Origin of the sequence: Micromonospora mirobrigensis, from assembly GCF_900091555.1 — a bacterium.
GTDB classification, from domain to species: domain Bacteria; phylum Actinomycetota; class Actinomycetes; order Mycobacteriales; family Micromonosporaceae; genus Micromonospora; species Micromonospora mirobrigensis.
This window is the reverse complement of record NZ_FMCX01000011.1, coordinates 110,843-132,635: the sequence shown is the minus strand read 5'-3', so window position 1 is coordinate 132,635 and position 21,793 is coordinate 110,843. Positions and strand designations below refer to the sequence as shown.

The window sequence follows — 21,793 nt, the reverse complement described above, 5'->3', positions numbered from 1 at the left end:
CCCAAGATCGTGCTGTTTCCAGGATGTAGTGGCCTCGGGTCCACGAGGAGACCACTACATCCTGGATCGAGCGTGATCTTCGGGCGGTCACCCGCAACGCCCGACGGCAGGGGTCAGTCGCGGCTGCTGCTGAACGCGGCGTCGAACGCGGCCGACGGGGCGTCGAAGGCCAGCCTGCGGACGAACTGCAACGCCTCCGGGGCGCCGACCAGGCGGTCCATGCCGGCGTCCTCCCACTCGATCGAGATCGGCCCGTCGTAACCGATCGCGTTCAACGCCCGGAAGCAGTCCTCCCACGGCACGTCGCCGTGGCCGGTGGAGACGAAGTCCCAGCCGCGCCGCAGGTCGGCCCAGGGCAGGTGCGAGGCGAGCCGGCCACGCCGCCCGTCACCGGTACGCACCTTCGCGTCCTTGCAGTCCACGTGGTAGATCCGGTCGGCAAAGTCGAAGATGAAGTTCACCGGGTCCAGCTCCTGCCAGACGAAGTGCGACGGGTCCCAGTTCAGCCCGAACGCCGGCCGGTGCCCGATCGCCTCCAGGGTGCGCTTGGTCGTCCAGTAGTCGTACGCGATCTCGCTGGGGTGCACCTCGTGGGCGAAGCGCACACCCACCTCGTCGAAGACGTCGAGGATCGGGTTCCACCGGTCGGCGAAGTCCTGGTAGCCGCGTTCGATCATCGCGGGCGGGACCGGCGGGAACATCGCCAGGGTGTGCCAGATCGACGAGCCGGTGAAGCCGACGACGGTCTTCACCCCGAGCTTCGCCGCCGCCCGGGCGGTGTCCTTGATCTCCTCGGCGGCGCGCCGGCGTACCCCTTCGGGTTCGCCGTCGCCCCAGATGCGCGCGGGCAGTATGTCCTGGTGCCGCTCGTCGATCGGGTGGTCGCAGACGGCCTGGCCGACCAGGTGGTTGGAGATGGTGAAGACCTGGAGGTTGTGCTTGGCCAGGGTCTCCTTCCTGCGCTCGACGTACGAGTCGTCGGCGAGCGCCTTGTCGACCTCGAAGTGGTCGCCCCAGCAGGCGATCTCCAGGCCGTCGTAGCCCCATTCGGAGGCGAGCCGGCAGACCTCGTCGAACGGGAGGTCGGCCCACTGGCCGGTGAAGAGCGTGATGGGTCGCGCCATTGTCTGTTCTCTCCCCTGTCGTGATGGGGGATTCCGCGGTGCGGGACCGGGGCGAGGGCGACCGGGTGAGGCACGGCGGACCGCCGCGGGACACCGGTGGGTGCGGGAAGCACCTGGGACCGACGGGTTGCGCCTCCCGTCGGTGCACCGGCGGCCGACACGGTCGCCGCCCCCACTCTAGAACCGCGTCCAGTGGTTAGGAAGGGGCCCCTGCTATACCGAATGCGTTAACCGGGGGCCCCTCCTTACACCTCAACCGTCGCGGCGAAGGAGCTGCACGACGGCGGCGCCGAGGAGCAGCACCAGCCAGCCGGCGAAGACGGCCGCGCCGGCCGCCGGGGAGAGCAGGTCGGGACTGGAACCGATCGACATGAACGCCTGGCCGGCGTTGGACGGCAGGTACGGCGACACGGCGTCCGACCAGCTCTCCGGCAACAGCGACACCACCCCGGGTACGACCAGCAGCAGCGCCACCACGCTGGTCAGCGCGCCGGCCGTGTTGCGCAGCAGCGCGCCCAGCGCCGCCCCGAGGACACCCACCCCGGCCAGGTAGCCGGCGCTGCCGAGCACGGCACGCAGCACCCCGTCGTCGGTCAGCGCGATGCCCTCGTCGCCGAGGATCGCCTGCCCGCCGCCGAAGGTGAGCAGTGCGGTCGGCACCAGCACCACCAGGGACACCCCGGCCAGTACGCCGACCTTGCCGACGAGCACCGGCCAGCGCCTCGGCACGGCGGCCAGCGAGGAGCGGATCATGCCGGTGGAGTACTCGCCGGCGACCAGCAGCACCCCGAGGGTGCCGATCAGCAGCTGGGCGAGGTTCACCCCGCCGAGGCTGGCGCCGAGCGGGTCGAGTGAGGACGGGCCGCCGGGCGGCGCGGGCGTGCCGGGCTCGATGGTGGCGCCGGCGAGGAAGGCGGAGAAGGCCAACCCCAGGCCGGCGAGGACCACCACGGTGGCGGCCAGCATGATCAGCGACGAGCGCAGCGAGCGGAACTTGATCCACTCGGCTCGTACCACCCGCCACCCGGTGACCCGGGCGTCGGCGGGCAGGGTCGGCGGTGCGACCGTGGCGGCGGTCATCGGGCGCTCCCCACTGTGGGCCGGTCGGTCTCGCCGTGGTACTCGACGGCGTCCCGGGTCATGGTCATGAACGCCTCCTCCAGGGAGGCCTCGGTGGCGGTGAGCTCGTGCAGGGTGAGGCCGGCCGCGGCGGCCAGGTCGCCGATCTGCTCCCGGCCGCGCCCGGTCACCTCCAGCAGCCCCGGCTCGCCGGAGGTGACCGTCACGTCCGGGCCGAGCAGCAGGTCGCGCAGGGCGCCGGCCTGCGGGGAACGGACCCGCACGGTGGTCCGGGACGCCTGCCGGGTGAACTCGGCCAGCGGCACGTCGGCGATCAGCCGCCCCTTGCCGACCACGATCAGGTGTTCGGCGGTCTGCGCCATCTCGCTCATCAGGTGGGAGGAGACGAAGACGGTGCGCCCCTGCTCGGCCAGCCCCTTGAGCAGCCCGCGGATCCACCGGATGCCGTCCGGGTCGAGGCCGTTGACCGGCTCGTCGAGCATCACCACCCTGGGGTCGCCGAGCAGCGCGGCGGCGATGCCGAGCCGCTGGCCCATGCCGAGGGAGAAGCCGCCGGCCCGCTTGCCGGCCACCTCGCGCAGCCCGACCAGCTCGATCACCTCGTCGACCCGGCGGGCGCCGATGCCGTGGGTGGCGGCCATCGCCAGCAGGTGGTTGCGGGCCGATCGCCCGGTGTGCACCGCCTTCGCCTCCAGCAGGGCGCCCACCTCGCGCAGCGGCGCCGGGTGGTCGGCGTACCGGCGGCCGTCGACGGTGACGGTGCCGGCGGTGGGGGCGTCCAGGCCGATGATCATCCGCATGGTGGTGGACTTTCCGGCGCCGTTCGGGCCGAGGAACCCGGTGACGATCCCGGGCCGCACCCGGAAGGTCAGGTCGTCCACGGCGACCTTGTCGCCGTACCGCTTGCTCAGGTTGGTCACTTCGATCATGCGTCCAACGATCGCCCGCGTACCCCCGCCTGCGCGTCGGCCGGGCGCGGACACCTGCGCGTACCGCGGGCGCGGTAGGCGGGGGCGCCGGCTACCGCGGGCGCGGGCCGCTCAGCGCGCCGGCGGCTCGTCGACCCGGACCAAACCGCTCTGGTACGCGATCACCACGAGTTGCGCCCGGTCGCGGGCGCCGAGCTTCATCATCGCTCGGTTGACGTGGGTCTTCGCGGTCAGCGGCGACACCACCAGCCGCTCGGCGATCTGCTCGTTGGACAACCCGGCCGCGACCAGGCCGAGCACCTCCCGTTCCCGGTCGGTGAGCACCCGCAGCCGCTCGGGGGTGGCCCGTTCGTCCGGTTCCGGCTGGGTCAGGAAGCGGGCGATCAGCCCCCGGGTGGCCTTCGGGGAGAGCAGCGCCTCCCCGGCGGCCACGGTCCGGATCGCGTCGAGCAGCTCGGTCGGGCCGACGCCCTTGCCGAGGAACCCGCTGGCCCCGGCGCGCAGCGCCTGGAAGACGTACTCGTCGACCTCAAAGGTGGTCAGGACCAGCACCCGCACCCCGGCCAGCCCCTCGTCGGCGGTGATCGCCTCGGTGGCGGCCAGCCCGTCCAGCTCGGGCATCCGGATGTCCATCAGCACCACGTCGGCCCGGGTGGAGCGGGCCAGCTCCACCGCCTCCCGGCCGGTGGCGGCCTCGCCGACCACGGTCAGGTCGGCGGCGGAGTCGATCAGCGCCCGGAAGCCGGCCCGGATCAGCTTCTGGTCGTCGGCGAGCAGCACCCGGATCATGCCGCCTCCTCCTCGGGGGCGGGGAGTTCGGCGCGCACGGCGAAGCCGCCCTCGGGGCGGGGGCCGGCGGTGAAGGTGCCGCCGACGGCCTCGGCACGCTCCCGCATGCCGAGCAACCCCAGGCCGCCGCCGGGTCGGGGGGCCGGTGGCGGCCCACCCGCGGGTACGCCGTCGTCGCGTACCTCGATGGTGACGCCCTCGGGGTCGTAGCGCAGGCGGACCGCGACGGCCGCGCCCGGCGCGTGCCGGTGGGCGTTGGTCAGCGACTCCTGGATGATCCGGTACGCGGCGACGTCGACGGCGGTGGGCAGCGGTCGGGGCGCGCCGCCCACGGTCCAGCGCACCGGCTGCCCGGCGCTGAACCCCTCCACCAGCGCGTCGAGGCGGTTGAGGCTGGGCGCCGGTTCGGTGGGGGCGGCCGGCTCGGGTTCCCCGTCGCGGCGCAGCACGCCGAGCAGGGCGCCCAGTTCGTCGAGGACCGACCGGCTGGCCGAGCGGACGTGCCCGAGCGCCTCCTCGGCCGCGTCGGGACGCTCGCGCAGCAGGTGCCCGGCCACCCCGGCCTGCACGTTGATCACCGCGATGTGGTGGGCGACCACGTCGTGCAGTTCCCGGGAGATGCGCAGCCGTTCCTCGGCGACCCGCCGACGGGCCTCCTCCTCCCGGGTCCGCTCGGCGCGGCGGGCCCGCTCCTCCAGCACCGCCACGTACGCCCGGCGGCTGCGCACCGCGTCACCGACGGCCACCGCCACCCCGAACCAGAGGATCAGCACGACCACGGCCGGGTCCAGCCACCCCACCCCGAGGGTGGTCACGCCCGCCGCGCCGAGCAGCAGCGCGCTCACCCCGCCGGCCAGGAAGGCGGTCCGCCGGTCCGTCCGGGTGGCGACGGTGTACGCGGCGATCGCCACGCTGAGCACGAACGGGCCGCGCGCCTGGTGGCTGAGCAGCGACAGGATCACCGCGACCAGCGCCACGGCGAGCACCGGCAGCGGGTGTCGGCGGCGTACGGCCAGGGCGCCGCAGCCGATCAGGGCGAGCAGCACCGCGCCCAGGGTGAGCGGGTCGCGGGGTGGGCCGCCGGGCGGATTCACCGGCAGCAGGCTGACCGCGAAGAGCAGCGCGGCCAGCAGCGCGTCGGCGACCGTCGGGTGCGTCCGGGCGACCCGACGCCAGTCCGCGAGGCGTCCCATGCGGCCAAGGTACGGCAGCGGCCGGTGCCCGGACCGGCCGCGTCGCCGGTCGGCGCGCCGCCGGCACCGGTCCCGCCACCCGGAGCGCGCGGCCCGGTCGAACCGCGCCGGCGACCCGGCCCCCGCTCGTCGCCGACCACGCCGGCGTCCCGGCCCGGCTCGAGGCGGACAACTTTTCGAGCGTGATACCCGAGAGTCATCAATATGCCTCTCGGGTATCACTCTCGTCGGGGCATCGACCTTGAGCCTCCGACCCGCCCGGCGCACAAGCCGGGACGGGTCGGAGGCGGTCATGCGGTCATGCGGTCAGGGCAGGATCCACTTCTGGTTGGCGGCGCCGGTGCAGGTCCACAGGTGGACCACGGTGCCGTCGGCGGAGTTGTTGCCGGCCACGTCCAGGCACTTGCCGGACGCGGGGTTGCGCAGCGTGCCGTCGGCCTGGCCGGACCAGTTCTGCGCGCCGGTGCCGTTGCAGGTCCAGAGCTGGATCTTCGTGCCGTCGGCGGAACCGCCGCCGGAGACGTCCAGGCACTTGCCCAGCGCCCTGACCGTGGAGTTCGGCGTCACCGTCCAGGTCTGGGCGGTGGAGCCGTTGCAGGTGTAGAGCTGGACCTGCGTGCCGTCGGCGGTGCCCCCGTTGCGCACGTCCAGGCACTTGCCGGCCAGCCCCTTCACCGGACCGGTGCCGGTGGTGGAGACACCCCGGACCAGGGTGAAGTCGTCCACGTCGAACAGGCCGGAGCCGGTGCCGGTGTAGGTGAGATAGAGGTTCTGGCCCCCGGCCGGCACCCCGCTGAGCGCGGCGGTGACGTCGGCGTAGGTGGTCCAGCTGCCGGTGTTCGGCACCGCGAGGGAGCCGAGGACCGGGCCGGTGGTGGAGCCGGTCCGCACCTGGATGGTGCCGCCGGGGCCGCCGGAGACCACCCGGGCCCGCAGCGAGGTGACCCCGGTCAGGTCCAACCCGTTGTACGCCGACCAGTCGCCCGGGTCGATGTAGCCGAGGGTCTGGCCACCGTTGGCGCCGGCCTTGGTGAACGGGGTGACCCCGCTGGCGGAGCTGTACGCCTCGGCCTGCACGGTGGTGTTCCCGGTCGGCGGGGTGGTGCCGCCCAGCTCCTTGATCCGGATGTTGCGGAACGAGACGTCGTCGCCGGTGCCGTGGTTCTGGATGCCGATGTGGCCGGCGAGCGACCGGACCGGGTCGGTGTTGGTGAAGTCGTTGATCTTCACCCCGTTGAGGAGGACCTGGAGGCGCTCCCCCTCGACCAGCAGCTCGTAGGTGTTCCACTCCCCCGCCGGGTTGAGCGCGGCGTCCCGGGCGGCCAGGTCGGCGGACTTGAAGCCGTAGACCGCGCCGGTGGTCTTGTCGGGGGTGTCGGTCGGGTCGATCTGCACCTCGTAGCCGTTGTTCACCGCCGAGTTCGGGTCGGTCGACGGCGGGAAGCCGATGAACACCCCGGAGTTGTCGTCCCCGGCCACCTTCCAGTCCAGCTTGAGCGAGTAGCTGGTGAACTGCTTCGCGCTGTACCAGTACAGGCCCATGCCGCCCACCGAGGAGAGCGTGGCGTCGGAGTTGGTGAAGCTGCCCGGCCCGGCCTGCGACCAGCCGGTGGTGGCGCCGTTGTAGAGGGCGGTGTAGCCGGTCTCCGGCCGGCAGTCGGCCTTGCTGCGGCCGGCCGCGTACCGGATGCCGCCGAGCAGGTGGGCGCGGAACGCCGGGTCGCTGTAGGAGGCCTGGGTGTGGCCGCCGCCGGTGTAGAAGGACCTACCGCCGGAGTACGCCTTGCACCAGGCGTGCGGGTGGTCGCCGGCCATCGACCCGCCGGAGTACGACGACTCGTCCAGGCTGGCCAGCACGTGCGCGGTGGAGCGGGCGTTGGTGCGGTAGTTGTACCACTCGTCGGTGCGGGTCCAGGTCTGCGGCAGGTGGGCGGTGGCGGCGTGCGCCCGGTCCTCCACCTTGACGTTCGCCTGCTGGATGGCCGGGTGGGAGGCGAACCAGGCGCCGACCAGGTTGCCGTAGAACGGCCAGTCGTACTCGGTGTCGGCGGCGGAGTGCACGCCCACGAAGCCGCCGCCGGAGCCGATGTACGACTCGAAGGCGGTCTGCTGGGTCGGGTCGAGCACGTCGCCGGTGGTGTTCAGGAAGACCACCGCCTCGTACTGCGCCAGGTTGGCGGTGGTGAACCGGGTGGCGTCCTCGGTGGCGGTGACGGTGAAGTTGTTGGCCGCGCCCAGGTCCCGGATGGCCTGGGTGCCGACCGCGATGGAGTCGTGCCGGAAACCGGCGGTCTTGGAGAAGACCAGCACGTCGTACGGGGCGTCGGCGGCGGCCGCCGGGCCGGCGGGGACGGTGCAGGCGACGGCGGCGAGGACGGCGGTGGCCGCGCCGAGGACGGGTCGGAGAAGTCTCATGGCAGGATCCACTTCTGGTTGGCGGCGCCGGTGCAGGTCCACAGGTGGACCGGGGTGCTGTCGGCGGAGTTGTTGCCGGCCACGTCCAGGCACTTGCCGGACGCGGGGTTGCGCAGCGTGCCGTCGGCCTGGCCGGACCAGTTCTGCGCGCCGGTGCCGTTGCAGGTCCAGAGCTGGATCTTGGTGCCGTCGGCGGTGCCGGCCCCGGAGACGTCCAGGCACTTGCCCAACGCCCTGACCGTCGAGTTCGGCGTCACCGTCCAGCTCTGCGCGGCGCTGCCGTTGCAGGTGTAGAGCTGGACCTGCGTGCCGTCGGCGGTGGCCGCGTTGCGCACGTCCAGGCACTTGCCGGCCAGCCCGGTCACCGGGCCGGTGCGCACGCTGGCCCCGGTGGTGAAGGTGAACGAGTCGACGTCGAACAGCGCCCCGGCGCCGCCGGCGAAGGTCAGGTAGAGCGTGGTGGTGCCGGCCGGCGCCCCGGAGATCGCGCCGCTGACCGTGGTGAAGGAGTCCCAGGCCCCGGTGACCGGCACCGTGGCGGAGCCGAGCACCGTGCCGGTGGCCGACCCGGCGCGTACCTGGATGGTGCCGCCGGCCCCGGCCGAGGAGACCCGGGCGCTGAACGAGGTGACGTTGCCCAGCTGGTACGGGGTGAACGCGATCCAGTCGCCGTTGCTGATGTCACCGACGGTCTTGCCGCCCTCGGCGGCCGCCTTGTCGAAGGTGTTGATGCCGGACGAGGTCTTGAAGTGCTCGGCCTGCCGGTGCCGTGGTTGCAGGGTCTGCTGGGTGTGCGTGGTGAGGCCGCCGGAGTCGGTGTACTCGGCGTCGAAGATGGCGAAGATGTTCGCCGCGTCGTCGTGCTCCCCGTCGACCGGGATGGTGATCGCCCCGGAGCAGCCGTTCACCGAGGTGATCTGGTGGCCGTGCTGGTCGTGCCCGAGCACGTAGGTCATCTTGACCTTGGTGCAGTCGATGGTGCCGTCCTCCGGGTCGGTGACGGTGATCGAGAAGGACACCGTGTCGCCGTACGAGAAGAGCTGGCCGTTGCCGGGGGTGTTCACGGTGACCGTCGGCGCGGTGTTGCCCACGCTGATCGGGACGCTCGCCGTACCGGTGGCGCCCTGCGGGTCGCGGACGGTCAGCGTCGCGGTGTACGTGCCGTTCGCGCTGTAGGTGTGCGCCGGGTTGGCGGCCGTCGAGCTGGTGCCGTCGCCGAAGGCCCACGAGTAGGTCAGCGCGCCACCCTCCGGGTCCGACGACCCGGCCGAGGAGAAGTTCACCGCCAACGGGGCCGCACCGGAGGTCCTGTCGGCCGCCGCCTTGGCGACCGGCGCCCGGTTGCCGGAGCCGACGTAGTCGAAGCGGTAGAGCGCCGAGTTGGCGTCGCCGTTGAAGTAACCGGTGCCGTAGTCGAGCACGTAGTACGACCCGTCCGGGCCGAACGCCGAGTCCATCACCTGCTTGCCGGCCCACGGGAAGGCGTCGATGGTGCCCGGGGTGCCGTCGGCGTTGAGGTGGATCGGCTTGATCCAGCCCCGGCCGAACTCGGTGGCGAAGAACTGCCCGTCGAAGGACTGCGGGAACTTCGTGGTGGAGGTGGAGGAGGCGTTGTAGCGGTAGACCGGGCCGCCCATCGGCGACTCGGAGCCGCCGCCGAACTCGGGCGGGGTGCCGGCGTCGCCGCCGTACCGGATCCAGGCCGGCTTGGCCGGCGGCAGGGTGGTCAGGCCGGTGTTGCGGAACGAGTTGTTGGTGGGGCCGCCGGTGCAGTTGAACTTGGCGCCGGCGGTGCCGGCGGCGAAGTCCCACTCGGCGTACGTCTCGGCGGCCGTGTTGGTGCCGGTGCAGTACGGCCACCCGTAGTTGCCGGGCCCGGTGACCCGGTCGAACTCGACCTGGCCGGACGGGCCGCGGGTGGAGCTGGAGCCGGCGTCCGGCCCGTAGTCACCGACGTAGACCACGCCGGTGGCCTTGTCGACGCTGATCCGGAACGGGTTGCGGAAGCCCATCGCGTAGATCTCCGGGCGGGTCTTCGCCGTGCCGACCGGGAAGAGGTTGCCGGACGGGATCGAGTACGACCCGTCGGCGTTCACCTTGATCCGCAGGAGCTTGCCGCGCAGGTCGTTGGTGTTGCCGGCGCTGCGCTGCGCGTCGTACGCCGGGTTGCGGTTGGTCCGCTCGTCGATCGGCGAGTAGCCGCCGGAGTCGAACGGGTTGGTGTCGTCGCCGGTGGAGAGGTAGAGGTTGCCGGCGGCGTCGAAGTCGATGTCCCCGCCGACGTGGCAGCAGATGCCCCGGCTGGCGGGGACGTCGAGGACGTCGACCTTGCTGGCCTGGTTGACGGTGTAGTCGGCGTTCAGGGTGAACCGGGAGAGCCGGTTGACGCCCTGCCAGGCGGAGAAGTCGGTGCCGGTGGCGGGGGCGTCGCCGGACGGGGTGGACAGCGGAGGGGCGTAGTACAGGTAGATGTTGCGGTTGCTGGCGAAGTTTGGGTCCACCCCGACGCCCTGCAGGCCCTCCTCGTCGTGGGTGTAGACGGCGAGGGTGCCGATCACCGAGGTGGTGCCGGCGGCGTCGGTGCGGCGCAGCGTGCCGTTGCGGGCGGTGTGCAGCACCGACCGGTCGGGGAGCACGGCCAGGGACATCGGCTCGCCGGTCTCGGCGACGCCGCGGGCCAGCTCGACCTGCTGGAAGTCGCTGGCGGTGATGGTGTGGGCGGCGGCCGGGGTGGGCCCGCCGAGGGCGGCCGGTCCGGCCGCCAGGGTGGTGGTGCCGGCCGCCGCGACCAGGAGCAGAGCGGCGAGGCCGGCGACGGGTCGGAGGCGGGGTCGTCGGGGCTGGTCGTTCGGGGTGTTGGACATCGAGCTGTCCCTTCCTGACGGAGCTGCCAGGGCGGGGCGCGCGCCGTCGCGCCGGATGCCGTTGCGGGGTGGGGTCACGGATCACGTGTAGAGGGTCACCGCGCCGCCGGCTCACCTCGACGAAACATCTTCGTGATGGCGACGACATTAACGGTTCTCAATCCCGGAGTCCATGCCTTCTGAAGGACCGGCCTGAACTTCTGCTCGTTCTGCTGAAAGTCACCGGCCGGTCGCGGGACCGCGCCGAGGCGCGCGGGCGCATCAGCCGGTGCGGTCGACGGCCTGGGCGGCCAGGCCGGCGAGGGCGGCCCGGGCCGGAGCGGCCAGCGGCAGCCGCTCCAACGCCCCCCGGGCGGCCTCGGCCCGGACCCGGATCATCCGCTCGATCCGCTCCCGGGCCCCGGTCGCCTCGATGATCCTGCGCAGCTCGGCCGCGCCCTCGGCGTCCAACTCCGCGTTGCCGAACAGCTCCCGCAGCCGGGCCGCCTGCACCCGGTCGGCGGCGCCCCGGGCCAGCGCCATCATCACCGTCGGCTTGCCCTCCCGCAGGTCGTCCAGGACGGACTTGCCGGTCACCGCCGGATCACCGAAGACCCCCAGCACGTCGTCGCGGAGCTGGAACGCGTCGCCCAGCGGGTCACCGAACTCGACCAGCGCGTCCAGCAGGGACCGCTCCGCGCCGGCCAGCGCCGCCCCGATCTGCAACGGCCGGGTCACCGTGTAGCGGGCCGCCTTCATCCGGATCACCGTCAGCGCGCTGGCCACCGAGCCGTCCCCCACCCCGGAGACCAGGTCCAGGTACTCCCCCGCGATCACCTCGGTACGCATCAACGCGAACCAGCCGTACCCCCGGTGCACCTCGGCGGTGCTCAGCCCGCACTCGTGGAACATCTGGTCCGACCAGGCCGCGCAGAGGTCCCCGCAGAGCAGGGCGGTGTTGCGCCCGTACGCCTCCGGGTCGCCCCGCCAGGACGAGCGGGCGTGCAGGTCGGCGAAGAGCCGGTGCACCGAGGGCTCACCCCGGCGGCGGTCGCTGCCGTCCAGGATGTCGTCGTGGATCAGCGCGAACGCGTGGAACAGCTCCAGCGCCGCCGCCGCGACCACGATCGGGGTGCCGTCGCCCCCACCGGCGCCCCGCCAGCCCCAGTAGCAGAACATCGGGCGCAGCCGCTTGCCGCCGGCCAGGACGAACCGGTGCAGCGCGGTGAACACGCCCCGGGGCGCCCCGTCCGGCCACTGCACGCCCTGCCGGTCCAGGAACGCCGCGAGTTCCGCGTCGAACCGGGCCCGCAGCCGCGCGGCGTCGGCCGGGGCGACGGTCACCGTCACGGGCCCTCCGGGCGCAGGCCGGCCAGCTCCAGCAGCAGCCCCTTCACCCCGGTTGCGGGGACCCGCTCGCGGGCCGCCGACGCATCCGAGCAGAGCAGCACCGGCCCGTCCGCCGGGTCCTCCGGCAGCCGGCCGTGCGAACCGCGGACCGCCCGCGCGCCGGCGTCCAGCCCGACCACGCTCATCAGGTACCGCATCCCGAGTTTCTTGCGGGCCAGCGCCACCGCCGCCCGGCGTTTCGCGGCCCCCGGCGCGGCCGGGTCGAAGAAGAGCTCCGCCGGGTCGTAACCGGGCTTGCGGTGGATCTCGACGAGGCGGGCGAAGTCCGGGGCGCGGGCGTCGTCCAGCCAGTAGTAGTACGTGAACCAGGCGTCCGGCTCGGCGACCAGCACCAGGTCACCGGCGCGGTCGTGGTCCAGCCCGTACGCCGCCCGGCCCTCGGCGTCGAGCACCTCGGCCACCCCGGGCAGCCCGGCGCAGAGCTTCGCCACCGTCGGCAGGTCGGCCGGGTCCTTCACGTACACGTGGGCGACCTGGTGGTCGGCGACGGCGAAGGCCCGGGAGACCCACGGGTCCAGGTACTCCATGCCCTGCTGGGTGTGCACCCGCAGCAGTCCCTCGGCGCGCAGCGCCCGGTTCACGTCGACCGGCCGCGAGACGTCGGTGATGCCGTACTCGGAGAGCACCACCACCGTGGCGTCCCGTCTGCGGGCGGCGTCCAGCAGCGGCCCGAGCACCCCGTCCAGCTCGGCCGCCGCCCTGGCCGCCTGCGGCGCGGACGGCCCGAAGCGTTGCAGGTCGTAGTCCAGGTGCGGCAGGTAGACCAGGGTCAGGTCAGGGTTCTTCTCCGCCATGATCTGCTCGGCGGCGCGGGCGATCCACCGCGACGAGGCGATCCCCGCGCCCGGCCCCCAGTAGGTGAAGAGCGGGAAGGTGCCGAGCTTGCCGGTCAGCTCGTCGTGCAGCTCCGGCGGGTCGGTGTAGCAGTCCGGGTCCTTGCGCCCGTCGGCGTGGTAGACCGGGCGCGGGGTGACCGTCCAGTCCACGTCGGCGCCCATCGCGTACCACCAGCAGACGTTGGCCACCGTCCAGTCGGGACGCTGCCGGCGGGCCGCCTGCCACACCTTCTCACCGCCCATCAGCGCGTGGTGCTGCCGCCACAGCAGCACCTCGCCCAGGTCGCGGAAGTACCAGCCGTTGCCGACGATGCCGTGCTCCTTGGGCAGCTCACCGGTGAGGAAGGTGGCCTGCGCGGAACAGGTGACCGCGGGCAGCACGGTGCCCAGCTCGGCGGTGAACCCGCCGTCGGCGACCGCCCGCAGCCGGGGCATGTGGGCCAGCAGGCGCGGGGTCAACCCGACCACGTTCAGCACCACGACCGGGCGGCTCATCGGCGTACCCCCGATCCGGCCGGCACCGCGGCGGGGGTCAGGCCGACGGCGACCAGCTCGTCGCGGGCGAAGGCCAGCTCGGCGGCGATCCCGCCGGCCAGCTCCGCGTCGGTGCGCGGTCGTCGCTGCACGGGCAGCACCCCCCAGGTGTACGTCTCGACGTCGAGGTGGTCGCAGCCGGCGGCGGGACCGGCGAAGAGTTCGGCCAGGGCGGCCCGCAGCACCGGCACGGTGGAGGTCAACGGCTCCTCGGGCGGCGCGTGCAACGGCACGTGGTAGTGCACCCGCCACGCCCCGGGCAGCCGCCGCTCCAGCGCCTCGTCCAGGTCGTCGGCGGCGTACGCCGGGTCGGCCGGGTCGACGCCGCCGGCGCACCCGGCGGAGCGGGTCTGGTGCAGGAAGCGGGGTTCCACCCAGCGGTGCAGCGCCCCCCGGGCGGCCTGCGGGTCGGCGGCCTCCACGGCGGCGGAGACCTGCACCTTGACCACCGGCAGCCCGGCGGCCCGCAGCCGGTCCAGCGCGGCGGCCGGCTCCTCCCAGGCGCAGGCCAGGTGGGCCAGGTCGAGGCAGATCCCGAGCCGCTCGACGTCCACGCCGGCGAGCAGCCCGCCGGCCTGCCCGGTGGACTCCACCACGCAGCCCGGTTCGGGTTCGAAGCCGACCCGGACGGTCCGGCCGGTCTCCCGTTCCACAGTGGCCAGCCCGTCGGCGAGCTGGTCCAGCCGGCGCCGGGCGGCGTCGGCCCGCCGGGGGTCCCACGGGTCGCGCCAGGCCAGCGGCAGGGTGGAGATCGAGCCCCGGGCGGCGTCGTCGGGCAGCAGGTCGGCCAGGATCCTCGCCAGGTGCAGGGTGTACGCGAGTCGGTCGCTGGTGGTCCAGTCCGGGTGGTAGACGTCGCCCTTGACCACCGGGGCCTGGAACGCCGCGTACGGGAAGCCGTTGAGGGTGACCACCTCCAGCCCGCGTGCGGTCAGCTCGGCGCGCAGCCGGCGGGTCAGGGCCGGGTCGGCGGCCAGCTCGGCGGCGACCGGCGCGGCCAGCCAGAGGCCCAGCCCGAGCAGGTCGGCGCCGAGGTGTTCCCGCACCGGCAGCGCGTACGCGTCGAGCTGGGCGAGGACGCCGGCCAGGTCCTCGGCCGGGTGGACGTTGGTGCAGTAGCCGAGGTGCACGGTGCTGCCGTCGGCGTGCCGCAGCCGCATCACTCACCCCCGCGCAGGATCGAGTTGCCGGTCGTCGGGTCCACGGCGGTGACGTCCAGGTCGGTCAGCTCCAGCCGACCGGACTGCCCGTAGAACTCCACCGGGTTGCGCCAGAGCACCCGGTCGACGTCGTCGTCGGTGAAGCCGGCGGCGAGCATCGCCTCCCCGGTGGCCCGGGTGAGCAGCGGGTCGGACCGCCCCCAGTCGGCGGCCGAGTTCACCAGCATCCGCTCGGTGCCGTACGCCCTGAGCAGCTCCACCATCCGTGGCGGGGACATCTTGGTGTCGGGATAGATGGAGAAGCCGAGCCAGACGCCGGTGTCCCGGACCAGCTTCACGGTCACCTCGTTGAGGTGGTCGATCACCACCCGGCCGGGGTCGATGCCGGACTCGGCGACCACGGCGAGGCTGCGCTGCACGCCGCGCGCCTTGTCCCGGTGTGGGCTGTGCACCAGCGCCGGCAGGTCGTGGGCGACGGCGAGGGCGAGCTGCGCGGCGAACGCCTCGTCCTCGGCCGGGGTCATCGAGTCGTAGCCGATCTCGCCGACCGCGACCACGCCGTCCTTGTCCAGCCAGCGGGGCAGCAGGTCGAGCACCGGTCGGCAGCGCGGGTCGTTGGCCTCCTTCGGGTTGAGCGCGATGGTGGCGTGGTGCCGGACGCCGAACTGGCCGGCCCGGAACGGCTCCCAGCCGATCAGCGAGTCGAAGTAGTCGGCGAAGCTCTCCGGCCCGGTGCGGGGCTGGCCGAGCCAGAACGCCGGCTCCACCACGGCGCGTACGCCGGCGGCGGCCATCCGCTCGTAGTCGTCGGTGGTCCGCGAGGTCATGTGGATGTGCGGGTCGAAGATGCGCATCACGCCTCCGTCGGGCTGAGCTGGTCGGTGCTGGCGAGCCGGTCGAGCAGGTCGGTGGCGTCGGCGGGCATCGGGCGGCCGGCGGCGGCGCGTTCGGCGGCCAGGCCGGCCAGCATGGTGGCCAGCTCGCCGTCGGCGCGCTCGTCGAGGTCGGCGACGGCGGCCAGCGGGACGCCCATGAAGACGCACTTGAGCACCCCCTGCCGCCAGGCCGCCTGGTCCAGGTGGCCCGCGTAGGGGCCGAGCGCGGCGGCGACCAGCCTGGTGTCGTTGGTGCGCAGCGCGTCGTGCAGCAGCGGCACGCCGGCCGCGCCGACCGGCAGCAGCGGCAGGGCGCGCAGCACGGCCTGCTTCTCGGCGGCGTCGCCGTGCCGGTAGAGGGCGGTCGCCGCGTCGGCGTGGCCGGCGGGCAGCGCGGTCAGCAGCAGCACCCGGGCCGCCTCGTCGGCGGTCCAGCCGGGCGGGTCGGGCAGCTCGGCCCGGCCGCAGTGTCGGCCGGCGGCGGCGAAGTGCCGCGCGATCGTCGTCGGTTCGGCCGCGACGCGGCGCAGCGCCTCGTCCAGCCACTCCGGACCGGGTACGCCGTCGAGCGCGGCCCGCAGTCGTTCCGGTTCCATACCGTTGCCTCCCCAAGCGCGGATGTCGTGTCCGGAGGTGGCCGGCCCGGGCCGGGCCGGCCGCTGGTCGTGCTCAGCCACCCCCTTTGCTCTGCTGCGCCCCACGCGACGGTGCGAGCCCGGAAGTGTCGCCTCCGCCGCAGCAGAGCAAAGGGGTCACGTCAGGTACCTCCGGCGCGGGCGCCGCGCCCGGCCGGTCCGGTCGCGGCGACGCGGCCCGGGCGGCGGTGCGCAGGAAGTCCAGCGACGCGGCGGCAACCGTCGGGGCGGCGTGCGAGTGCCGGGGCAGTTCCACGGCGACCAGGCCGCGGTAGCCGACCTCGGCCAGCGCCGCCAGCACCGGCGGAAAGTCGATCTCGCCGGTGCCGAACTCCAGGTGCTCGTGCACGCCCCGGCGCATGTCGTCGATCTGCACGTTGACCAGGTGCCCGGCCACCTGGCGTACGCAGTCGGGCACGGGGGCCGGTTCCAGGCAGCGGCAGTGTCCGATGTCGAGGGTGAGGCCGAACACCGGGGGCGCGCCGAGGGCGGCGTGCAGCCGGCGCCAGCCGGCGATGTCCTCGACCAGCATCCCCGGTTCCGGTTCGAAGCCCAGCGTCACCCCGGCCGCCGTGGCGGCGTCGCAGACGGTGGCGCAGCCGGCCACCAGCCGGTCCCAGGCCACGTCGGGCTCCACCCCGTCGGGGCGTACCCCGGCCCAGAACGAGGCCGCCTCGGCGCCCAGGTCGGCGCCGACCGCCACCGCCCGGCGGAGGAAATCGATCCGCAGCGCCGGGTCGTCGTGCAGCAGGGTGGGCGCGTGCTTGCGCCACGGGTCGAGCAGGTAGCGGGCGCCGGTCTCGATCACCACGGCCAGCCCGAGGGCGTCCAGCCGGCGGCGGACGGCGGCCACCCGGGCGGCCAGCCCGGGCGCGAACGGGTCCAGGTGGTCGTGGTCCAGGGTCAGCGCCACCCCCTGGTAGCCCAGGTCGGCCAGGACGGCGAGGGCGTCGTCGAGCCGGTGGTTGGCGAAGCCGTTGGTGCCGTACCCGAGGCGCAGCGCCGTCGGGTCGAGCGGGGCGGGGGCGGTCATGTCGGGGACACCAGTCGGGCCAGCCGGCGGCCCAGCGGGGCCGCCGCCGCTACCGCCAGCCCGAGCAGCCCGGCGCCGGCCCGGGCGGTCAGCGCGCCCTGCAACGCGGGCAGCCCGGTGATGCCGGCGCCCACGGCGGCGCGGACCCGGCCCGGGGACGGGTCGGCGAGCACCCGGGCCTGGGCGCCGCCGTAGCGGGTGGCGTAGCCGGCGGCGAGCAGCGCGGGCACCGGGGCGGCGGCCGGGCCGACCGCGGCGGCGGCCACCAGCGCGGTGCCGGCCAGGGTCACCCGGGGCAACCGCCGGTCGGCGCCGCTCACCTCGCGGCGGGACAGCTCGGTGACGGTCCAGGTGTGCGCGGCCACGGTCAACGCCGCCGGCACCGCCCGGCGCAGCCGGCCGCCGGTCGCGCCGAGCAGCACGTCCAGCCCCCGACAGGCGGCCATCACCACCGGGCCGGCGGCGGTGTTCTTGGCGACGAGGTCGTAGCCCCAGACGGTCGCCGCGAGCGGCACCGCGACGGCGGCGGCCCGCCGGCCGCCCGCGGCGGCGGCGAGCGCCACCCCGGCGGCGGTGAGCCCGGCGGCGATCCCGACCGCCGTCGCGGGACGGATCCGGCCGCTCGGGATGGGCCGCTCCGGCCGCTCCACCGCGTCCAGCCGCCGGTCGGCCCAGTCGTTGGCGGCCATCCCACCCCAGTAGAGCAGCACCGACGCGCCGGCCAGGGCGGGCGTGCGCCGGTCCAGCGTCCCGGCCGCCGCCGCCCCGGCCAGCACGTCCCCGGGTACGGAGAGCCCGGCCGGCGCCCGGACCAGCTCCACCAGGTCAGCCACGCGGCCCATCGGCACCTCCCGCGGCGGCGTGCAGCCCCCTGACGAAGTCACCCAGCCGGATCCACTGCTCGGCGAGGGAGTGGGTGGCCGCGCCGAGCGGGTCCTTGAAGAAGAACGCCAGCTCGGTCAGGGGGCCGGTGTGGCCGGTGGCGTGCGCGGCGGCGGTCAGTCGGGCCAGGTCCAGCACGAGCGGCGCGGCCAACGCCGAGTCGCAGCCGTGCCAGGTGAACTCCATCCGCATCCCGGTGCCCAGGAAGCCGGCGAAGGTGACCAGGTCCCACGCGGTCTTGAAGTCGCCCAGGTCCTCGACGTACTCGATCCGGGTGCGGCCCTGCGGGACGTAGCCGAGCGTCTCGCCCAGCACCCGCTGCTTGCTCTCCACCTTGGCCGCGTTGGCGGCCGGGTCGGCCAGCGTGGCGCCGTCGCCGCCGCCGAGCAGGTTGGTCCCGGACCAGGAGCGCACGGCCAGGTTCCGCATCGCGAACATCGGGGCGAGCACCGACTTGACCAGGGTCTCCCCGGTCTTGCCGTCGTGCCCCGCGTACGGCAGGCCCCGCTCGGCGGCCAACGCGGTCAGGGCGGGCAGCCGGGCCCCGGTGGACGGGGTGAAGTCGACGTAGGCCGCCCCGGCGGTGAACGCCGCGTACGCGGCCAGCGAGCTGGCCGGCAGCACGTCGTCCGGGCCGGCCAGCGCGACCCGCAGCGCGGCCAGGTCGGCGTGTGCCGGGTGCGGTACGGCGACCGGCTCGGTGGCGGAGACGTTCACCACCACCAGCCGTTCCAGCGCGTGCCGGTCGCGGAACCCGGTCAGCTCGCGGACCAGGGTGGCGGCCCGGTCGGCCTGGCTGCCGCCGGTCGGGGCGGGCCGCAGGTCGTCCTCCACCCCGGTCAGCTCGTCGGTCAGCGCGGCGACCAGCCGGGCCGGCAGCACGCCCGCGTCGGCGAGCGCCTCGGCCCGCTTGGTCAGCGGGGTGCAGACCAGGTCGTGGCCGCCGAGGACGAGATCGGAGAGGGCCGGCAGGGCGGGGCCCCGCAGCTCGGGCAGCTCGGTGACGCAGCCGGTCGGGGCGGCCAGGCCGGCCCGCAGGGCGAGCGCCCCGACGATGCTGGTGGTCGCGACCGAGCCGCGCGCCCCCACCAGCCAGACACCCGTACGCATGATGCTCCTTCCCGTCGGGTGAGGGGACCGGTGCCCGTCCCGGCCGGCGGTGGCCGGCCGGCGGCGTACGCCGGGCCGTGGGTCGACGCGGATGGCCCCACCCGCCCACCCGTCGTGGGTCGGTGTTCGGCGGCACCGGCCCGGGCGTCCGGGCGGGCGGGGCCGGTAGGCAGGTCCGGTCGGCGTGCCGGTCCTGCCTCCCCCGCGTCGGGTCCTGCCCGGTCCCGTGGGGTGGCCGGGGAATCCCGGTCCGACCGCCCCACGGGACCGTCGTGCCTCGTGCGTCGCCGCGGGCGGCGGTCGCACACCCCTCCGGGCCGACCTCGTCCCGGCCGCGGGGCGCAACCGCGGCCGGCCCTCACCGGTCGGCACCGGGGAGCCGTCGGGCGACGGCGGCGGGTGGGCCGTCGTCGCGGGTGGTGCGGCGCGGCGGGTGCCGCCACCGCGTGGAGGACCGGCGTCGGCGGACCGGCGCCGGCGTGGGTCAGGCGGGCACCGGCGCCGGGGTCGACGCCACCTCCGTCCAGGAGGAGTTCCGCTCGGCTGAGCGGGTGACCGCGTCCAGCACCAACTGGACCTGCAACGCCTCCTCGAAGGAGGGGGTCGGGTCGGCGCCGGTGGCGACCGCCTCGACGAAGTCGCGCATCTCGTGGGTGAAGGAGTGCTCGTAGCCGATGATGTGGCCGGGCGGCCACCACGCCGACAGGTACGGGTGCTCCGGTTCGGTGACCAGGATCCGGGTGAAGCCCTGCTCGGCGGCGGGCAGCGTGGCGTCGTGGAACTCCAGCTCGTTGAGGCGTTCCAGGTCGAACACCACGCTGCCGAGCGAACCGTTGATCTCCACCCGGAGGGCGTTCTTGCGGCCGGTGGCGAACCGGCTGGCCTCGTACGTGGCCAGCGCCCCGCCGTCGAGCCGGGCGACGAAGACCGCCGCGTCGTCCACGGTGACCGGTCCGGTGGCCGGACCGTGCCCGTCGACCGAGCCGTGTCCGTCCACCGGGCCGTGCCCGTCGACCTGGGCGGCCAGGCCGCTGGAGCCGGCCGGCAGCGGACGCTGCCTGACGAAGGTCTCGGTGATCGCGCTGACCCCGCCGATCCGCTGGCCGGTGACGTACTGGGTGAGGTCGATGATGTGGGCGCCGATGTCACCCAGCGCGCCGGACCCCGCCTTGTCCTTCTGCAACCGCCAGACCAGCGGGAACTGCGGGTCCACGATCCAGTCCTGCAGGTACGCCGCGCGGACGTGCCGGATCACGCCGAGGCGGCCGGCCTCGACCAGCTGCCGCATCATGGTGACCGCGGGCACCCGGCGGTAGTTGAACCCGCACATCGAGCGCACCCCGGTGGCCCGGGCGGCGGCCGCGGCGGCGGCCATCTCCCGCGCCTCGGCGACCGTGTTGGCCAGCGGCTTCTCGCAGATCACGTGCTTGCCGGCGGCCAGCGCGGCGAGCGCGATCTCGGCGTGGCTGTCCCCCGGGGTGCAGATGTCGACGACGTCGATCTCGTCGGACGTCACCAGGGCCCGCCAGTCCGTGGTCCAGCTGTCCCAGCCGAGCCGGTCGGCGGCGTCGGCGACCTTGCCGGGGTCCCGGCCGCAGATCGACGACATCCGGACCCGCGCCGGCAGGTCGTAGACCCGGTTCACGGTGCGCCACGCCTGCGAGTGCGCCGCGCCCATGAACGCGTAGCCGACCATGCCGACCCGCAGTTGCCTGTTGTGAGTGGACAAGGGAGGTCTCCCAACCGTGTGTCAGAACCCGAGCTTCAGGTAGTCGCTCGCGTTCTCCTTGGTGATGGTCTCGGAGGCCAGCACGATCTCCTTGGGGACCTGGAGTTCCACCAGGTCGGACATGCCCTTGCCCTGGCCGATGAGCCGGGCCAGGGTGATCGCCGACGAGGCCATCGACGGGCTGTAGGTGACGGTCGCCTTCAGCACCGTGTTGTCGGCCTTGATGTCCTCCATGGCCTTCTTCGAGCCGGCGCCGCCGACCATGAAGAACTCCTTGCGGTTGGCCTGGTTGACCGCGGCGAGGACGCCGATGCCCTGGTCGTCGTCGTGGTTCCAGATCGCGTCGATCTTCGGCAGCGCCTGGAACAGGCCGGTTGCCTCCTGCTGACCGGAGTCGGCGGTGAACCGCGCCGCACGACGGTTGGCGACCTTGAGGCCATTCTGGGCGAGGGTGTCGGCGAAGCCCTTCGAGCGCTCCTGGGTCAGCTCCAGCTCGTCCATGCCGGCGATCTCACCGATCACCGGGTTGCTCACTCCCTTGGCCTTGAGCTGCTCGATGATGTAGGTGGCCGCGGCCACCCCCATGCCGTAGTTGTCGCCCTTGATCTGGAGCCGGTAGGCCTTCGGGTCGGGGAAGGCCCGGTCCAGGTTGACCACCGGGATGCCGGCCTTCATCGCCTCCAGGCCGAAGGCGTTGAGTTCCTTGCCGTCGTGCGGCAGCAGCACGATCACGTCCGGCTTCTGGGAGATCAGGGTGGACAGCGCCGCGCGCTGGGCCGCCGCGTCCGCGCCGGCCTCCACGCTCTGCAGCTTGACGTCCGAGTACGCCCCGGCCTGCGCCTTGGCGTTGTTGGTGATGGCGGCGATCCAGCCGTGGTCGGCGGCCGGGGCGGAGAAGCCGATGGTCACCTGCTTGCCCGGGGCGTTCGCACCGGCCGAGGAGTTCGCGGCGGCCTTGGTCTGCGCCTCGGTCGGGGTCGCCTCGTTGCTGGTGCACGCGCTGAGCAGCGCGCCGGCGCCGAGCGCCGCGGAGCCGAAGAGGATCCGGCGGCGGGACAGGTCACTTCTGAGCTGGGTCATGTCGACCTCCTGAAATGCGGTGGGGGGAGCGGAAGAGGGTGTGGTCGGCCCGGCCACCGTCGGTGTGTCGAGGTGGCCGCGGGTTTCGCGGTGATCGGGTACGGGGTGGAGATGGCTCTTCGTTGTCGCGCCGGGT

At 74.0% G+C, this 21,793-nt stretch carries 17 protein-coding genes; all 17 read right to left on the bottom strand.

The window, feature by feature from the left end; translation table 11 throughout:
• Positions 1-113: 113 nt before the first annotated feature.
• Entirely contained in the window at positions 114-1,124 is a 1,011-nt protein-coding gene (locus GA0070564_RS26815; protein WP_091615176.1) for a sugar phosphate isomerase/epimerase family protein, read from the bottom strand.
• Positions 1,125-1,376: 252 nt separating this feature from the next.
• A complete protein-coding gene (locus tag GA0070564_RS26810; RefSeq protein WP_091615174.1) occupies positions 1,377-2,204 on the bottom strand; it encodes an ABC transporter permease in 828 nt (275 codons plus the stop codon).
• Positions 2,201-3,133, bottom strand: a complete 933-nt coding sequence (locus tag GA0070564_RS26805) for an ABC transporter ATP-binding protein (RefSeq protein ID WP_091615171.1) — start codon at positions 3,131-3,133, stop codon at positions 2,201-2,203. Before GA0070564_RS26805 ends, GA0070564_RS26810 begins: the two co-directional genes overlap by 4 nt.
• Positions 3,134-3,244: 111 nt before the next feature.
• A complete protein-coding gene (locus GA0070564_RS26800; RefSeq protein ID WP_091615169.1) occupies positions 3,245-3,922 on the bottom strand; it encodes a response regulator in 678 nt (225 codons plus the stop codon).
• Entirely contained in the window at positions 3,919-5,115 is a 1,197-nt protein-coding gene (locus GA0070564_RS26795) for a sensor histidine kinase (RefSeq protein WP_091615167.1), read from the bottom strand. Before GA0070564_RS26795 ends, GA0070564_RS26800 begins: the two co-directional genes overlap by 4 nt.
• A 306-nt stretch (positions 5,116-5,421) precedes the next feature.
• The gene (locus GA0070564_RS26790; RefSeq protein WP_091615164.1) at positions 5,422-7,530 is read right to left on the bottom strand and encodes a ThuA domain-containing protein; all 2,109 of its coding nucleotides are present in this window, start codon (positions 7,528-7,530) and stop codon (positions 5,422-5,424) included.
• The gene (locus GA0070564_RS26785) at positions 7,527-10,394 is read right to left on the bottom strand and encodes a carbohydrate-binding protein (protein WP_091615162.1); all 2,868 of its coding nucleotides are present in this window, start codon (positions 10,392-10,394) and stop codon (positions 7,527-7,529) included. The genes GA0070564_RS26790 and GA0070564_RS26785 overlap by 4 nt, the downstream gene beginning before the upstream one ends.
• A gap of 261 nt (positions 10,395-10,655) precedes the next feature.
• A complete protein-coding gene (locus GA0070564_RS26780) occupies positions 10,656-11,723 on the bottom strand; it encodes a polyprenyl synthetase family protein (RefSeq protein ID WP_091615160.1) in 1,068 nt (355 codons plus the stop codon).
• Positions 11,720-13,114 (bottom strand): alkaline phosphatase family protein, encoded by a 1,395-nt coding sequence (locus GA0070564_RS26775; RefSeq protein WP_091615159.1) that lies wholly within the window; start codon positions 13,112-13,114, stop codon positions 11,720-11,722. The genes GA0070564_RS26780 and GA0070564_RS26775 overlap by 4 nt, the downstream gene beginning before the upstream one ends.
• Positions 13,111-14,313, bottom strand: coding sequence for a metabolite traffic protein EboE (gene eboE / locus GA0070564_RS26770; protein ID WP_091615156.1), 1,203 nt, complete (start codon positions 14,311-14,313; stop codon positions 13,111-13,113). Before eboE ends, GA0070564_RS26775 begins: the two co-directional genes overlap by 4 nt.
• Entirely contained in the window at positions 14,313-15,167 is an 855-nt protein-coding gene (locus GA0070564_RS26765; RefSeq protein WP_091615151.1) for a TatD family hydrolase, read from the bottom strand. The genes eboE and GA0070564_RS26765 overlap by 1 nt, the downstream gene beginning before the upstream one ends.
• Positions 15,167-15,784 (bottom strand): EboA domain-containing protein, encoded by a 618-nt coding sequence (locus GA0070564_RS26760; RefSeq protein ID WP_091615147.1) that lies wholly within the window; start codon positions 15,782-15,784, stop codon positions 15,167-15,169. Before GA0070564_RS26760 ends, GA0070564_RS26765 begins: the two co-directional genes overlap by 1 nt.
• A gap of 73 nt (positions 15,785-15,857) precedes the next feature.
• Positions 15,858-16,856: a sugar phosphate isomerase/epimerase family protein gene (locus GA0070564_RS26755; RefSeq protein WP_091615143.1), complete on the bottom strand. Its 999-nt coding sequence runs from the start codon at positions 16,854-16,856 to the stop codon at positions 15,858-15,860.
• Positions 16,853-17,698, bottom strand: coding sequence for an SCO3242 family prenyltransferase (locus GA0070564_RS26750; protein ID WP_091615139.1), 846 nt, complete (start codon positions 17,696-17,698; stop codon positions 16,853-16,855). The genes GA0070564_RS26755 and GA0070564_RS26750 overlap by 4 nt, the downstream gene beginning before the upstream one ends.
• Positions 17,682-18,848 (bottom strand): inositol-3-phosphate synthase, encoded by a 1,167-nt coding sequence (locus GA0070564_RS26745; RefSeq protein WP_091615135.1) that lies wholly within the window; start codon positions 18,846-18,848, stop codon positions 17,682-17,684. The genes GA0070564_RS26750 and GA0070564_RS26745 overlap by 17 nt, the downstream gene beginning before the upstream one ends.
• A 484-nt stretch (positions 18,849-19,332) precedes the next feature.
• Positions 19,333-20,544: a Gfo/Idh/MocA family protein gene (locus GA0070564_RS26740; RefSeq protein WP_176730857.1), complete on the bottom strand. Its 1,212-nt coding sequence runs from the start codon at positions 20,542-20,544 to the stop codon at positions 19,333-19,335.
• Positions 20,545-20,598: 54 nt separating this feature from the next.
• Entirely contained in the window at positions 20,599-21,657 is a 1,059-nt protein-coding gene (locus GA0070564_RS26735; RefSeq protein WP_091615127.1) for a substrate-binding domain-containing protein, read from the bottom strand.
• Between the last annotated feature and the right edge of the window lie 136 nt (positions 21,658-21,793).

Coding starts and splice junctions, on each gene's coding strand:
- GA0070564_RS26815 (WP_091615176.1), bottom strand. CDS start 1,124: ATGGCGCGACCCATCACGCTCTTCACCGGCCAGTGGGCCGACCTCCCG.
- GA0070564_RS26810 (WP_091615174.1), bottom strand. CDS start 2,204: ATGACCGCCGCCACGGTCGCACCGCCGACCCTGCCCGCCGACGCCCGG.
- GA0070564_RS26805 (WP_091615171.1), bottom strand. CDS start 3,133: ATGATCGAAGTGACCAACCTGAGCAAGCGGTACGGCGACAAGGTCGCC.
- GA0070564_RS26800 (WP_091615169.1), bottom strand. CDS start 3,922: ATGATCCGGGTGCTGCTCGCCGACGACCAGAAGCTGATCCGGGCCGGC.
- GA0070564_RS26795 (WP_091615167.1), bottom strand. CDS start 5,115: ATGGGACGCCTCGCGGACTGGCGTCGGGTCGCCCGGACGCACCCGACG.
- GA0070564_RS26790 (WP_091615164.1), bottom strand. CDS start 7,530: ATGAGACTTCTCCGACCCGTCCTCGGCGCGGCCACCGCCGTCCTCGCC.
- GA0070564_RS26785 (WP_091615162.1), bottom strand. CDS start 10,394: ATGTCCAACACCCCGAACGACCAGCCCCGACGACCCCGCCTCCGACCC.
- GA0070564_RS26775 (WP_091615159.1), bottom strand. CDS start 13,114: ATGAGCCGCCCGGTCGTGGTGCTGAACGTGGTCGGGTTGACCCCGCGC.
- eboE (WP_091615156.1), bottom strand. CDS start 14,313: ATGCGGCTGCGGCACGCCGACGGCAGCACCGTGCACCTCGGCTACTGC.
- GA0070564_RS26765 (WP_091615151.1), bottom strand. CDS start 15,167: ATGCGCATCTTCGACCCGCACATCCACATGACCTCGCGGACCACCGAC.
- GA0070564_RS26760 (WP_091615147.1), bottom strand. CDS start 15,784: ATGGAACCGGAACGACTGCGGGCCGCGCTCGACGGCGTACCCGGTCCG.
- GA0070564_RS26755 (WP_091615143.1), bottom strand. CDS start 16,856: ATGACCGCCCCCGCCCCGCTCGACCCGACGGCGCTGCGCCTCGGGTAC.
- GA0070564_RS26750 (WP_091615139.1), bottom strand. CDS start 17,698: ATGGGCCGCGTGGCTGACCTGGTGGAGCTGGTCCGGGCGCCGGCCGGG.
- GA0070564_RS26745 (WP_091615135.1), bottom strand. CDS start 18,848: ATGCGTACGGGTGTCTGGCTGGTGGGGGCGCGCGGCTCGGTCGCGACC.
- GA0070564_RS26740 (WP_176730857.1), bottom strand. CDS start 20,544: ATGGTCGGCTACGCGTTCATGGGCGCGGCGCACTCGCAGGCGTGGCGC.
- GA0070564_RS26735 (WP_091615127.1), bottom strand. CDS start 21,657: ATGACCCAGCTCAGAAGTGACCTGTCCCGCCGCCGGATCCTCTTCGGC.